The sequence below is a fragment of the Calothrix sp. 336/3 genome, from assembly GCF_000734895.2.
GTDB lineage: Bacteria > Cyanobacteriota > Cyanobacteriia > Cyanobacteriales > Nostocaceae > 336-3.
Genome location: NZ_CP011382.1, coordinates 6,173,623 through 6,188,143, shown reverse-complemented (window position 1 = coordinate 6,188,143; position 14,521 = coordinate 6,173,623). Strand labels below are relative to the sequence as shown.

At 42.9% G+C, this 14,521-nt stretch carries 12 protein-coding genes and 1 CRISPR repeat array (1 of these 13 cut by a window edge); of the genes, 9 read left to right on the top strand and 3 right to left on the bottom strand.

Annotated features, from left to right (window positions below; all coding sequences use genetic code 11):
• The first annotated feature begins 222 nt into the window (after nucleotides 1–222).
• The 3 genes from IJ00_RS25900 to IJ00_RS25890 all read left to right on the top strand — a co-directional run bounded on the left by IJ00_RS25900 (nucleotide 223) and on the right by IJ00_RS25890 (nucleotide 3,881).
• Nucleotides 223–2,163 (top strand): ATP-binding protein, encoded by a 1,941-nt coding sequence (locus tag IJ00_RS25900; RefSeq protein WP_035158162.1) that lies wholly within the window; start codon nucleotides 223–225, stop codon nucleotides 2,161–2,163.
• A gap of 163 nt (nucleotides 2,164–2,326) precedes the next feature.
• The gene (locus IJ00_RS25895) at nucleotides 2,327–2,899 is read left to right on the top strand and encodes a COP23 domain-containing protein (protein ID WP_035158161.1); all 573 of its coding nucleotides are present in this window, start codon (nucleotides 2,327–2,329) and stop codon (nucleotides 2,897–2,899) included.
• A gap of 163 nt (nucleotides 2,900–3,062) precedes the next feature.
• Entirely contained in the window at nucleotides 3,063–3,881 is an 819-nt protein-coding gene (locus IJ00_RS25890) for a serine protease (protein ID WP_035158160.1), read from the top strand.
• Nucleotides 3,882–3,923: 42 nt separating this feature from the next.
• Here IJ00_RS25890 and IJ00_RS25885 read toward each other — a convergent pair whose 3' ends face one another.
• Nucleotides 3,924–4,259 carry a helix-turn-helix transcriptional regulator gene (locus IJ00_RS25885; protein ID WP_035158159.1) on the bottom strand — a complete coding sequence of 112 codons (336 nt, stop codon included), beginning with the start codon at nucleotides 4,257–4,259 and terminating at the stop codon, nucleotides 3,924–3,926.
• Between the two features lie 181 nt (nucleotides 4,260–4,440).
• On the opposite strand from IJ00_RS25885, the gene trxA reads away from it, so the two are divergent.
• From trxA to tmk, 5 genes are all read left to right on the top strand, one after another.
• Nucleotides 4,441–4,764, top strand: coding sequence for a thioredoxin (gene trxA, locus IJ00_RS25880; RefSeq protein WP_035158158.1), 324 nt, complete (start codon nucleotides 4,441–4,443; stop codon nucleotides 4,762–4,764).
• A 96-nt stretch (nucleotides 4,765–4,860) separates the two neighbouring features.
• Nucleotides 4,861–5,937, top strand: a complete 1,077-nt coding sequence (locus IJ00_RS25875) for an NADH:flavin oxidoreductase/NADH oxidase (protein ID WP_035158157.1) — start codon at nucleotides 4,861–4,863, stop codon at nucleotides 5,935–5,937.
• A gap of 59 nt (nucleotides 5,938–5,996) precedes the next feature.
• Entirely contained in the window at nucleotides 5,997–6,662 is a 666-nt protein-coding gene (locus IJ00_RS25870; RefSeq protein ID WP_035158156.1) for a nitroreductase family protein, read from the top strand.
• A gap of 255 nt (nucleotides 6,663–6,917) precedes the next feature.
• Complete coding sequence (locus IJ00_RS25865; protein ID WP_035158155.1) at nucleotides 6,918–7,388, top strand: cupin domain-containing protein; 471 nt, start codon at nucleotides 6,918–6,920, stop codon at nucleotides 7,386–7,388.
• 50 nt (nucleotides 7,389–7,438) lie between these two features.
• Nucleotides 7,439–8,068 carry a dTMP kinase gene (gene tmk, locus IJ00_RS25860; protein WP_035158154.1) on the top strand — a complete coding sequence of 210 codons (630 nt, stop codon included), beginning with the start codon at nucleotides 7,439–7,441 and terminating at the stop codon, nucleotides 8,066–8,068.
• Here the strand turns inward: tmk and IJ00_RS25855 are convergent.
• Nucleotides 8,054–9,778 carry a HAMP domain-containing sensor histidine kinase gene (locus tag IJ00_RS25855; RefSeq protein WP_046814921.1) on the bottom strand — a complete coding sequence of 575 codons (1,725 nt, stop codon included), beginning with the start codon at nucleotides 9,776–9,778 and terminating at the stop codon, nucleotides 8,054–8,056. The two genes, tmk and IJ00_RS25855, sit on opposite strands and share 15 nt — an antisense overlap.
• A gap of 385 nt (nucleotides 9,779–10,163) precedes the next feature.
• Complete coding sequence (locus tag IJ00_RS25850) at nucleotides 10,164–12,692, bottom strand: mannose-1-phosphate guanyltransferase (protein ID WP_035158153.1); 2,529 nt, start codon at nucleotides 12,690–12,692, stop codon at nucleotides 10,164–10,166.
• A 330-nt stretch (nucleotides 12,693–13,022) separates the two neighbouring features.
• Here IJ00_RS25850 and IJ00_RS25840 point away from each other — a divergent pair, with 330 nt between their 5' ends.
• Nucleotides 13,023–13,610, top strand: a complete 588-nt coding sequence (locus IJ00_RS25840; protein ID WP_035158151.1) for a PAP/fibrillin family protein — start codon at nucleotides 13,023–13,025, stop codon at nucleotides 13,608–13,610.
• 97 nt (nucleotides 13,611–13,707) lie between these two features.
• Nucleotides 13,708–14,521: direct repeats of the CRISPR family, unit length 36 nt; unit sequence TTTCAATCCCGCGAACGGGAATCAGTTAGTTTCAAG (it continues 26 nt past the right edge of the window).

The window sequence follows — 14,521 nt, the reverse complement described above, 5'->3', positions numbered from 1 at the left end:
GCAGGAAAACCCCTGTCACCTATTCTCAGCAACTAACTTGTCTGCAAATCAATTTGCTGTCACAGCTAACTATCCCCATTTTCGGGATTTTTGCTCTGTCCCTAGGCAATTGATTTTGAGGGGAAATAGATACTGCAATGTTTGGCGAACTATTCAAACATTAACCGATCTAAATTTAATTTTCCTGCTGTCATGGTTTGCAGATGCTGAGAGAGTGTGCTGATGCTTAAGCAACGTCAATCATCTTTTCGCCGGATTTTAGTCTCCAAGATTTTGCTTTTGTCTGTGCCAGTCTTATTAATTGGAGAGACTGTTGCTTACAAAAAGGCAAGCTCTAGTTTGCTCGACACTTCCAGGCAAAATTTAACCGCCAATGCCATTATTAAGGGAAAAAATTTAGATGATGCGATCGCCACCCTCAAAGCTAACTTATTCACTGCGAGCCAAACAGAAGCCCTGAAATCTGGAGAAATTCCCGCAGTTCAATTGTTTTTCACCCAGCTAACTGCCCATCTCCCCCCACAAGTTGAGTGCATTCAACTCACAAATGCCCAAACTCAGCAAGTCATCACCAGTACTTGCTCCCAAACAGTCGAGATGCTCTCCTCCCCATCTCCAGATGGCATCACAATAGAGCCAATACTCCCTCCAAAATTTGGCACTACGGGTAAGAGAGAAACTCACAACCATTTGCGGCTATTACTATCTAGTCCTGTATACGATAAAACAGGGCAATGGCGCTACAACCTGATTTTTCAATCCAAATTTGCTCACGAAATCGTCACCAACCAACCTGGTGTACTTGCAGGCTCAACAGTTATCATCGCGGAAAACGGTACTATCCTCTCCCACCCCATTTCCAGCTACATTGGTAGCAACATTAATGAACATGATGATGCCGAACGTTTAGCACAGATAGTGAAAGACGCTCTCCAAGGACACCAAGACTCACTACATTTGTTTTTCGGCAACAAAGGGGAAGAATTACTCGTAGGCTACACAGCAATCAATAACCCTACAATCCCTAACCAAAAATGGGTGATTATGGCTGTCACCCCTGTCAGTAATGCCCTCTATGGACTCGGACAAATCAAGGTAATTTTAGTCACCTTAACAGTAGGTTTGGTCGCGACTAGTTTAGCTGCTGCCCTGTATTTAGCCCGGTGTTTGGCTCGTCCGGTGGAAGAACTACGGGACTATGCCCTCAATTTACACAGCCACAACAGCACCACACCCGTACCCCGTGATTTTTCCATTCGAGAATTCAATCAATTATCCCAAGCTCTAGATCAGATGGTGGAAAGGCTGAAAGCTTGGGCAGAAGAAGTAGAGGCTTCCTGGCAAGAAGCGAAAGCCGCAAACCAAAGTAAAACCCAACTCTTGGCAACTGCCTCCCACGAGCTACGTAATCCCCTCAATACTATCCTCAACTATGTGCGTCTCGTACGCGAAGGGTTATGCGATAGCCGAGAGGAAGAACTAGAATACCTTCAAATTGCTGATAGCGCTGCCATGTACTTATTAGCTATCCTCAATAATATTCTGGATAATTCTAAGAGTGAAGCTGGTAAACTTGCTGTTGCTCTGGAGGCGATCGACCTGCGGGACATCCTCAAAGATGTGGTGAATTTACAATCGGTGAATGTCCAGCAGAAAGGCTTACAGTTAAATATTTCCCAGATGGAGACAGCAATTCCTGTCAATGTTGACCCTTTAAAGCTGAAACAGGTGCTAATCAATGTGATTGGCAATGCCACAAAATTTACTGAGGTCGGCAGTATTAATATTCACACTAAAATGCAAGCTACAGAAGCAGAGCCACAAGTGATCATTCTCATTCAGGATACGGGTATCGGTATTGACCTTGCACAACAACAAAAACTCTTCCGTCCCTATGTCATGGTAGACAGCAACAGCGCTCGCAAGGGCGGTACGGGGTTAGGTTTAGCCATTTCTCGCAATTTGATTGAGCTGATGGGAGGTACTATCACTTTAGAAAGTGCTGGTTTACACCAGGGAACAACCGTCAAAATTACCTTACCTTTACTGAATACTGAGGCTTTATTGTCTGTACAACAATCGGAGGTGACAGATGAGAATGCTCTGCTCTTTGCTCCTAGCTGCCTATCTGTCAATATTTGTCCAGCTTCATCTGAGAAATGAGATTGTGACTTAAGTATGACTCTTTATCATTTCTTTACCACAATCAAATATATTTACTGATATATCTGAGATATCTTCCGAAATTAGGACACCTCTGGTTGTATACATATATAGCTTGGTGCGTGGACAATATCTCTTTATAGTTCAGTAGAGTCTATTTCTTATGAAGCTGAGGTTATCTACAAAATTTTTGATGGGAATGGCGATCGCTGTTACAAGTGGATTTGCTGGTACAGTTATCCATACACAGCCTAGTTACGCTGGAGGTACAACCTTCAAGTGTGAAACTAGAAAAGATGGAGTTCCGATGACAGTTGCCTATTCTCCCGATGGTAGAAAAGTAGCAATGATTCGCTGGCTATCAAATAACTATTTCTCTACCGACTGGAATGCTCTGCGGCGCTGCACAGAAGTTTCACGTCGTTTTCAGAAGAGCTATGACAATGGAACCTTGAGATTCATTACCGCAGGTAACTTAAACAATCAGCCTGTGATTTGTGCGACAACAAAAAGAAATCAACCTTGTACAGAGAATAACTTATTATTTACTCTCAGACCGGGCACGAATCCCAAAACTGCTTTAAACCAATTAATGGATCGTCGTGGATTGGTCGCCGGCAACCCCTATACTGTCAGAGGTAGTAATAGAATGAGTGTAAATTTTGATGCCTACCTCAAGGGTGCTACGGTTGAACAAGGTGATGAGTCGAATGCAAACAGTAGCAATACTCCATAATCCATCCCTAGTAGTTTTTTGTGATGATTATTTCCCTAGCCCCCAATCATCTTGGAGGTTAGGGTGTTTGTTTGAGCAAGTTACCTACTTGTTAGATATTTTTTTGCCACCAATTTTCGGCAAAATCTTCTTGTCCCAGAATGTGATATGGGGGTGAGATGATATGAGTCGGTACATTGCGGCGATCGCCTGTGTATTTTGTGTATCATTAGCTGCCTGTGAGATTATCTCCTCTTCTTCATCAACCGTCTCACCAAGCGACAAGGCAAAATCAACTGCCCCCCTCAATGCCCAACTATCCTCGGCATCAACTGAAAAATTATCGCCCCAAGCAGTCAAAAAGCTGCATCAGTATGCCCAAAAGATTACAGTCAAAGTCATGTCTCAGGACTTTTTAGGCTCAGGGATTATACTACAAAAAAAAGAATCTGTTTATACAGTACTCACCAATGCCCATGTGTTACGCGCTGGAGAAGCCCCCTACCGGATTCAAACATCAGACGGTCAGATTTGGAATGCTCATATCCCCAAAAAATATCCATCATTAAAGCAGAATTTTGCCCAAGGTCATGACCTAGCGGTTCTTACTTTCCACTGCGATCGCCAAGTCTATCCAGTCGCAACCTTTGGCAAACAACCCCAAGTCGGTGAATCTGTTTTTGTCGCTGGGTTCCCCTACATCGAAGATAGTACCCATAAACAAAAGCTAGTTTTTAATTCAGGTAAAATCTCATTATTGCTGCCAAAACCCTTAGAAGGAGGATACCAAATTGGTTACACTAATGATATTCAAAAAGGTATGAGTGGTGGACCATTACTCAACCAGCAAGGGCAAGTGGTCGGTGTGAATGGTATGCACGCTTACCCCCTATGGGATTCACCTTCTGTGTTTATGGACGGTTCGGAAGCAGAAGAAACCCTACACAAAAAAATTAATCGCCTGAGTTGGGCAGTACCAATCGAAAAGGTTATATCTAAATAAATGACGATATATCGCCTCTCGCTCCCTGCTGCCTAATATTAACTAGCTATTCACTAAGCTTTCCTGATTTACCATCGGTTGAGCAGAACGCAACACAGCATCTAGCAAACCAGGAAATAGCACCTCCAATTCTTCCCTTCGCAAAGAATTAATGTGTTGTGTCCCCTCTTTTCTTGTCCAAACTACCCCCGACTCCCTTAAAATTTTAAAGTGGTTGGACATAGTGGACTTGGCGATCGCAAACTCAAAACCTGCACAACACTGCTCACCTCTGGTTGCCAGTTGCCGCACAATCTCCAATCGCACCGGATCGCCCAATGCATACAGCACCCCCGCCAAGGAGATATGTTTTCGGTCTGGATGATAGAGGAATCTCATAGACAATTCAAAATTAAAAATTAAAATTCAACCGAAATTGAATAAATAGTGGTAGATATTCTAACTACATTTTGCCCCCATAATCTCTTTCCACCACAGCTAAGTTGCATTATCTGCAATCTTCGTCTATATTTTAATTATTCGATTATATCGAATAAACGAATTATATAGGGAGGCGAGTATGTCAACCGTAACGAACGTGACAGAAGCCACATTTAAACAAGAAGTCCTCGACAGTGAAGTGCCTGTGCTAGTAGACTTTTGGGCTCCTTGGTGTGGTCCTTGCCGAATGGTAGCCCCCGTAGTCGATGAGGTAGCCACCGAATACGAGGGGCAGGTAAAAGTGGTGAAATTAAATACAGACCAAAATCCCACCGTAGCCAGCCATTACGGGATTCGTAGCATCCCCACACTGATGGTATTCAAAGGAGGGCGACAAGTCGATACTGTTGTTGGAGCGGTTCCCAAGACAACTCTGGCTAAAACCCTAGGTCAGTATCTTTAGTTATTAGGTAAATAGGTAATGGGTTGGCAGACAGATACCCGTTACCTATTCCCTAACTCAGTTGAAAATCAAGCAACGGAATAGAGGGTAGAATCTATGCCAAATTTATTTGAGCCTTTTCAACTAAAGGATGTCACTTTGCGTAACCGCATTGGCGTGTCTCCGATGTGTCAGTATAGTTCCGAGGATGGCAGGGCAACAGACTGGCACTTAGTGCATTTAGGTTCTCGTGCTGTTGGTGGTGCGGGGTTAATAATTGCCGAGGCGACAGCCGTGGAAGCACGGGGAAGGATTACCCCAGGGGATGCCGGAATTTGGTCAGACGAACACATTGCCCCACTGCAACGCATCAACACATTTATTAAAGAGCATGGCGCAATTTCTGGAATCCAGCTAGCCCATGCAGGTAGAAAAGCCAGTGCTGCACGTCCTTGGGAAGGGGATAATTCCCTGGCAGATACTGAAGGTGGATGGGATACTCTAGGAGCATCTGCTGTCGCTTTTGATACAGAGAAGCTTTGGCGTATTCCCAAAGAAATGACCAAACAAGATATTCAAGAAGTTAAAGAAGCATTTCGAGGCGCAGCTTTACGTTCTTTGGAAGCAGGGTATGAATGGTTAGAATTACATTTTGCCCATGGCTATCTAGTTCATAGTTTTTATTCACCCCTATCTAATCAACGTACAGATGAGTACGGTGGGAGCTTTGAAAACAGAATCCGTTTGGCATTAGAAATTACCAGAATAGTCAAAGAAGTCTGGCCCGAACGTCTTCCACTGACTGCTAGATTATCCTGTAGTGATTGGGTAGAGGGTGGTTGGAATATCGATGACTCCGTAGAATTATCTAAAAAATTAAAAGCAGAGGGTGTTGATTTAATCGATTGTAGTTCCGGTTTTAATACACCCAATTATCAAGAATATCCCTTTGGCTCTGGTTGGCAAGTACCTTTCTCTGAGAGAATTCGTAAAGAAGCGGAGATTGCGACTGCAACTGTGGGCTTTATCACCAATGCGATGCAAGCTGACGAGTTGATTCGTAACCAACGTGCAGACATCGTACTATTAGCGCGAGAAATGCTACGGGATCCCTATTGGTCCCATCGTGCTGCGGTTGAATTACGACGGAAAAATGTCACCACATTACCGATACAATATGCCAGTTGGTTGTAACTAACAGCTGAGTACATCAAACCAATAAGTAAATCTGAAATAACACCCTGGGGAATTTTATGAATCCAATCACCGAAGTTCAGCCCTTAGATGTTCCAAAGGCAATTATTCAGCGTCGTTCAATTAAAACTTTTAAGTCCGATCCCATTACTCCAGAACTGCTGAAACAACTGGTAGAATTAACGATCGCCGCTCCCAGTAGTTTTAATATTCAAGACTGGCGAATTATTTTAGTTCAGGATGAAGCCCAAAAAGCCGCTCTGTGTGAAGCTTGTTGGAATCAGAAACAAGTTGTACAAGCACCCGTATCCTTTGTCTTTGCTGCGGATGTCCTAGCAGGGGAAAAAGACTTAACACCAATGTTAGAGCAGGGTTTAGCATCTGGTGCTTTTAATGAGGGAACTGTCAATTATTTTAGAACCTCTGTTCCCCAATTCCAAGCCGGATTAGGTGACAAAAAGCGGGAATTTGCTGTTAAAGATGCCATGATAGCAGCGACTCATCTGGTATTAGCAGCAGAAAGTTTAGGTTTATCTACCTGCTTTATGAATGGTTGGATTGAAGAGAAGGTGAAAGCTGTGATTGGTGCAGAGAACGATCCCGACTTGGCGATCGCCGTTGTTGTTCCCGTCGGTTATGCTGCGGAACCCCGTCTCAATCCTGGTCGTTTACCCCTATCATCGAATGTATTTGTTGATCGTGTGGGTAATCCTTACCAAGGTTAGGGGGTAAGAGGAAGAGGTGACAGTGAACATAAAAAACCTGCACCCTATACCCTTCAACTATTTTTAACCAACTTTGGGGGTTTAAGTCCCCTGCTTCCATAAGCAGTGTGTTTTGTATCGGGGTTTAAGTCCCGTCAAAAAACGTAATTATGTTAGCGTTAGCTCTCCCGCAGGGAGCATTACGAATTATTTTAAGTTGGTCCATGGGTAGGGAAATGCTAAATTCACCTACCTTTACTTTTCCTCAGGTGAAAAATGATTATTCATCCCGAAGATGTGCCAGAATACACAACCACTGTTTATCCTGAACCCTTCAAAAATGTGGTTGCTGGCAGAATTAAACAGCGTTTAGGTAGCTTTGCAGGGCTAAAAAATTTCGGTGTCAATTTGACAAAATTAGCTCCAGGTAGCGCTTCGGCTTTGCGTCATTGGCATAGTTCCCAAGATGAGTTTATTTATGTTCTGACTGGAGAAATCACCTTAATTACTGACGAAGGAGAGCAAATTTTAACACCTGGTATGGCTGCTGCATTCCCTGCTGGTGAGGCAAACGGACATCATTTAGTTAATCGTTCTGGTGCTGTGGCAACTTACTTAGAAATTGGGGATAAAACCCCTGGAGATATAGCAACCTACCCTGACGATGATTTGATGGCAATCGAAAATTCTGGTAGTTGGGTATTGACTCGTAAAAATGGTCAACCTTACGCAAATGAGTCAAAATAGTACGATTGAATGGTAATTTGAAAAATGCCGTTCACCTACTAAATCAAATCATGGATGGAAAGCTAATAGTTTTTGAAGGGGTAGAAGGTTGTGGAAAAACAACCCAAATCCATCTATGTCACCAATGGTTGCAAAGTTTAGGTGTGGATGTAGTCGTTACACGGCAACCTGGAGGTACAGATTTAGGGGCGCATATACGGCAATTATTATTAGATTCAGGGAAAAATTCCATTAGTAATCGCGCTGAACTCTTATTATATGCAGCCGATCGCGCTCAACATGTCGAACAGTTACTACTACCAAATTTAGCCGCAGGTAAAACTGTTCTCTGCGATCGCTATACCGATTCCACCATTGCCTATCAATGTTTCGGACGTGGTTTAAATCGAGAGCTAATTGATAACTTAAATCATATTGCCACAACTGGACTCCACAGCGACCTAACTTTATGGTTAGATATTGACGTGGCAACGGGATTAGCCCGTAAAATCAAAAGTGGCGAAGCTCCTGATCGTATTGAGCAGGAAAAGATAGAATTTCATCATCGTGTTCAACAGGGATATAAGTTTTTAGCCAATACCCACCCTGAAAGAATTAGAAGAATAGACGCTAGCTTAACTCAAGAGGTGGTACATAAACAAATTCAAACTATTCTCACCGCAAAATTAGGCAGTCATTGAAGTGGGTAACTTGATCACAAAGGTAGAACCAACACCGGGTTCGCTTTTCACCAAAATATCACCACCCATCATATGGCAAAAGTGGCGAGTAATGGCTAACCCTAAGCCCGTACCTCCATACTTTCTCGTGGTGGATGCGTCTCCCTGGGTGAAAGGTTGGAACAGCTTTTGCTGTTGGGCAAGGGACATACCGATACCAGTATCTGTAACAATAAAAGTAATTAATTCCTGAAGTTGTCCCGTTGCAGGGTGGTTATTGTCCCGTTTTACCTTCAGTCTGATTTTCCCGTTAGTCGTAAATTTGGCAGCGTTGCTGAGAAGATTGTAAAGTACCTGACGGAGTTTAGTTTGGTCAGTGTATATCACACCCAATTCATGATCGTAGTCAACCTCTAAGATATTGCCGTTTTTCTCGACTAGAGGTTTAACTGTCACTACCACATTGTTGATTAAACTCACGACATCAAATGTCTCTGGATAGAATGTCATTTTTCCTGCTTCCATCTTCGACAAGTCGAGAATATCGTTAATAAGATTCAACAGATGCTTACCAGCAGAGTTAATTGATTCTAAGTCGCTGACAATATCTCCTGTTAACCCCATATCTACAGCATCATCTTCTAATAATTGACTCAAGCCAATAATCGCATTTAGGGGAGTGCGTAATTCATGACTGATGTTAGCTAAAAAACCACTTTTCGCCTGATTGGCAGCTTCCGCTAATTCCTTAGCTTGTTCCAATTCTTTTGTATGTTTAGATACCTGTTCTATTAAACGATTCAGTGATTTTGCGAGTAATCCGATCTCATCTTCAGTGGTGATGGGGGCACGTAAGTTAAAATTTGATTTTCTGGCAACTTGCTCTGCGACTTGGGTGACGGTAATTACAGGTTCAGCGATCGCCCGACTAGTTCGCCATGCAACAATGGCTGCCACACAAACGGAAAGCAGCATACTGGCAATAATAATCAAGCGTTCAATGATTTTTGCCTGTTCCACATCATCATTCTTTTCTTGCTCTTGTCTTTCGGCAATTTGCAAAATATTAGTCAATTTATGACTCATTTCATCCAACTGTGCGGCAGTTTCACCACGCATCACAGTCAGTAATTTTTCCCGAATGACTGGTACCTGCTCTGGTGAAAGTTGCTGTCTGTCAATTGGTTGTAGCGCTGACTCTATCTGTTGCACATAAGCATCTAAATTATTTGCAGAGTAACGTAACAGAGTTTTGAGGGTATCTTCTGTTGCCGCTAATTTCTTGGGTTTACTATCGAGAAAACCAATGATTTCCTGTTCAATTTTCTTAGTTTTAGCGATACTGTTCCAAAATTCCGTGCGTGTGGCAGTGAGTTTCTCCGACTCTCCCACAAATGCAGCTAAGTTAGAACTATATAACTGTGCTTCCATAATCGCATCTTTATACCCAGACAGCATCTGCGATTGAAAGTGAGCATGATTATATTGTCTAATTCCCTGTGCCCGATAGGAATTAGCGATAACCAAACCAGTAACTGAACCAAAAAAGCCAATACCAATAGCTAGGAAGTATCCATAACCGATTTTCTGGTGGATACGCCAAGAACTAGCTTTTAACTTCCCTCTGGAGGGAAATTCTATAGTTGGGAGTTCATCAGTAGAGGGCTGTTCGGCTGACACTTTTTTGCTTAATATATCAAGAATAATATTCATTGATTTGTGAATTTGCATCCCTCAAATTGCTTTGCCCTCCATCGGCACCAAAATCTAAAATAAAATATCCTGGAAACAACCACTGTCGGATAGTGGCTGGCATTCACATTATCTCCCTTTATAACAGGAGCTAGTCATTTACCATGAGATTGTTTGCATGACCTTAACAATTAGGGTGCATTTTTTTCTGTTTAGATAAACTTTTCCGGATATTTTGAGGATTTAGTAACTTTTGATATAAGTAGTTTGAGTGGAATTGAAACATGATACTTGCTGAAATTTTATACATTCTTCATAAGTTGGACAACCGTGGAGATACGAGAATGGATGGCAAGGGAGTAGAGATATTTTTCAATTCCCTATTATTACTATTGAACTACCCCTTGCTCAGTCTTAGGAAATCCTAGTTTTCCGCAGCAACCTCTTCCTCTTCTTTCTCTACAAATGCTTGCACGCGAGTTCGGTACAAGCGGATATTGTCATCTACCCAATCACGCTCATTGCTATTAGCAAATAAATGTACTATTGGTTCACTAGCATCTGGCAGTAATAATACCCAGCTATCATCATAGGGTTGGCAGATTTTTACGCCATCGATGAGTTCTAGATTTTGAGCTGGGTGGGTTTCCACAAGATGCCGCATTAATGCACCTTTTACAGTCCAGGGACAGCGTACAGCATAGGTTTTATGAATCACACGGGGTATTTCTGCACGCACAGAAGCTAGCGATCGCTCTTGAATTGTCAGCATTTCAATCAGCTTGGCAATACAGAACATGGAGTCAAAGCCGGGGTGCAACTGGGGAAAAATAAACCCTGTATCCGCACTACCACCTAATACCACATTGGAGTTGGTATAACTTGCTTCCATTAAAGCTGTGGAGTTGGCTTTAGTCCGAATCACTCGACCATCATGACGGCGGGCAATTTGTTCTACGGCGCTAGATGCATGAACTGGAACAACTACAGTCCCCCTGGGATGAGAAGTTAACATCATATCCACCATCAAGGCGGTTAAAATTTCCCCCCGAATTGGGATACCTGACTCATCTACTAGTATCAATTGTTCACCATTCGCCGAAACTTGTACTCCAAAGTTAGCTTTTAAAGCTTCTACCACATGACCGAGCTGGGTGACTAATCCTTCCTTATCAGCCGCAGACATGGCAGTTTTATTCAAACTGGCGTTGAGAACCACAGCATCAGCCCCAAAGGTGTGTAGCATCTGGGGTAGAACAGCTCCAGAAACTGCATAGGCATAATCAATCACAACTTTAGCGCGGCTGTTACGAATTGTGTGAATATTGAGCAATTTTTCAAAAGCTGTGCAGTAGTAATCTGCAACTTGACTGGGATAGGCTACATCACCCACCTCATGGATTTGCGATCGCCGCATATCCTCTTTAAAATATGCTCCTTCGATTTTCTTTTCCTTGGCTTTGGAAATATTAATTCCCTTTCCATCCAAAAACTCAATCAAAATATAATCCGGGCGATCGGGATGTACCCGTACATGAATACCCCCCACCACATCCATCTTCGGAATTACTGTTCGGGAAATGGGAATTGCCGTCGCATCCAGATTTTGAATGGAAATACCTACAGACATCAATCCCGCAATTAGGGAGCGAGTCACCATCCGGGAAATATTGCGTTGATCACGGGAAACAGTCACCTTGGAACCTGGTTTTAAGGTAGAACCATAGGCAGCACCTAGCTTGACAGCGAATTCTGGAGTAATGTCGATATTCGCCAACCCTTGGACACCCCGTTGCCCAAACAGGTTTCTCTGGGCAGTATTTCCCCAAATTAAATTAATGTTGAGAATTGCCCCAGACTCAATCTTTTTGCTGGGCCAAACCCGCACACCAGGGCTAATTTGCGCTTCCTCTCCCACGGTAGAAAGGGAACCCACCACAGCTGCTTCTAAAACATGGGCACGGCGATCGACGCGGGTACCACGGGAAATTACGCAGGCTGAAAGGTGCGCTTCTTCACCAATAATTGCCCCATTCCAAATAATTGGGCGCTTCAGGTTGGCATCTGCGCCAATGGTGACATTATCACCAATCACAGTCCCTGCCTCAATTTGTACCCTCGCACCAATGCGGCAATTATCACCAATCACTGCTGGCGCTTCCAGTTGTGCAGTAGGGTCAATGTATGTATTTTGACCAACCCAAAGACCGGGAGAAATTTCCTTGTAGGGAAAATCCAGTTTTACCTTATAGTCTAGGGCATCGTACTGTGCCTCACGGTATGCATCTAAGTGACCCACATCACACCAATATCCCTGGGCAATATACCCATACATTGGCTCTCCTTTTGCCAGTAATAGGGGAAACAAGTCCTTAGAAAAATCAGTTTCTTGGTGATCGGGTAGGTATTCTAAAACCTCCGGCTCTAAGATGTAAGTGCCAGTATTGACTGTATCGGAAAAAATTTCACTGGTGGAAGGTTTTTCTAAAAATCGGTTGATTTGTCCAGTTTCATCGGTAATGACTACCCCAAATTCGATCGGATTCGGGACACGAGTCAAGATTAAAGTTGCTTTCGATTGCTTTCGTTTATGAAATTCAATGGCTGCCGTCAAGTCGAAGTCCGTGATACTATCACCACTGATGACTAAAAAAGTTTCATCCAACAGTTCAGCAATATTTTTCACGCAACCTGCGGTTCCTAGGGGTTGATCTTCCTCTACTGCATAGGTAAGTTGCACACCGAAATCACTGCCATCTTGGAAATAATCTCTTAAAGCATCGGGTAAATAATGGAGTGTGGCAACAACTTCGGTAATTTGGTGCCGTTTGAGTAGGTTAATTATATGTTCCGCGATCGGTCGATTGAGAATCGGTACCATCGGTTTTGGTAGATCGCAGGTAAGCGGACGTAACCGCGTTCCCGAACCTCCAGCCATTAGTACAGCACGCATATATCTATCCTCCTTCGCAAGCAACTAGTACCACTTACTGTGTCAAAACCCATAGGCTGTGTTTTGTTCGCCCTTTTCTAGTTTCCTATGGATATCTACTTTTACGGTACTTCCATCGGATGCATCTGTTGGAAAAATCGTGGAAGTATTGGGAATATAAGTATTAATCAGGTTTTTTCCCAGTATCACTTTGGTAGGACAATAATGCGGCTGAAGATTGGGGTTATCAAAAAATGCTGGTAATGGAGCCAAATTCTAGCTCTTAAGATGGTGGAATACAGGTGGGTAAGTTAGAAAATTATATTTTCACTGGCAACATCAAGATTTATTATGGATGACAATATTACGACTACAATAATTGCTCTAAAAGCGGAATTGTCACAACGCTTGGCAGGATTATCATTACAGCAAGCCATATTTCCAGAGCCAGAACCAACTATAGATGGGATTGTGTTTTCCTTGGAGGAAATGAACCCGACTCCCGAACCCCTGAGTTCAGATAGTTTAACTGGTGAATGGCAGTTGATATACGCTTCCAGGGGAACTGTGGTGACTCGCAAGCTGGCAACAACACCTGATTGGATGAGTGTAAAAATTAACCAGGTGTGGCAAAATTTGACTGTAGATGAGGCTGGAAAAATTGCTACTTCCAATTGTGCCCTGATGGAATTGCCTGTTTTGGGAGAATGGCAAGTTCAGGCTGAGGGAGTTTGGCAACGGGAGGATGAAAAAACCGCCCTAGTTAGTTTTTGTGCATTTTCGTTGCAAGCAACTAAACCTTTGACTTTACCTCGTTTGAAAATCCCGGTGTTGGAATTTCTGCGGAATCAAGCTGTGTGGATAACTTCTTATTTAGATGGGGAGATGAGAATTGGTAGGGGGAAAACGGGCAATCTGTTTGTGTTTCGTCGAAGATAATTTGAGGATAGCGATCGCTGTCTGTAATCAAACTTAATCCCGTCAACTAAATCGGTAGTTTTGAGCAGTTGTACTTATTTCTTTAGAGAAAAATAAATTTTCAATCCCGCGAACGGGAATCAGTTAGTTTCAAGTTCGTAATAGTTTTGAAGGCGATTTAAGAGCAAACCCGTTTCAATCCCGCGAACGGGAATCAGTTAGTTTCAAGGATATTTTCACCTAACAAATAAATCCAAAGGACTGGTTTCAATCCCGCGAACGGGAATCAGTTAGTTTCAAGGATACATTTCCGTAGATAGAAACTGAATAAACCTGTTTCAATCCCGCGAACGGGAATCAGTTAGTTTCAAGTCAGGGAAAGCGATGCCTAGTGCTGAGAACATAATGGGTTTCAATCCCGCGAACGGGAATCAGTTAGTTTCAAGGATGAGAGAGGGTTATGGCTCTTAATTAAGTGTTTTGTTTCAATCCCGCGAACGGGAATCAGTTAGTTTCAAGTTTCTGAAGCTAATAATGTATTGATTGTTCCTAATGGTTTCAATCCCGCGAACGGGAATCAGTTAGTTTCAAGTTATATAGCCGCTATTATGCATTTCCCCTTTGAGGCAATGTTTCAATCCCGCGAACGGGAATCAGTTAGTTTCAAGCTGGGAACCCGTAAGGAAAATAGCCAGGAATGTTTCAATCCCGCGAACGGGAATCAGTTAGTTTCAAGTTCTGTCCCTTTAGTGGGGCGTGCGGTAATTAGGGAGTTTCAATCCCGCGAACGGGAATCAGTTAGTTTCAAGCTCGGTCTGCTTTTTTCTTGCATTTTTACTTGATTTCGTTTCAATCCCGCGAACGGGAATCAGTTAGTTTCAAGTTTGTTGAATAGTTCTTTGCTGTTGTTGTAGGTGTCCTGTTTCAATCCC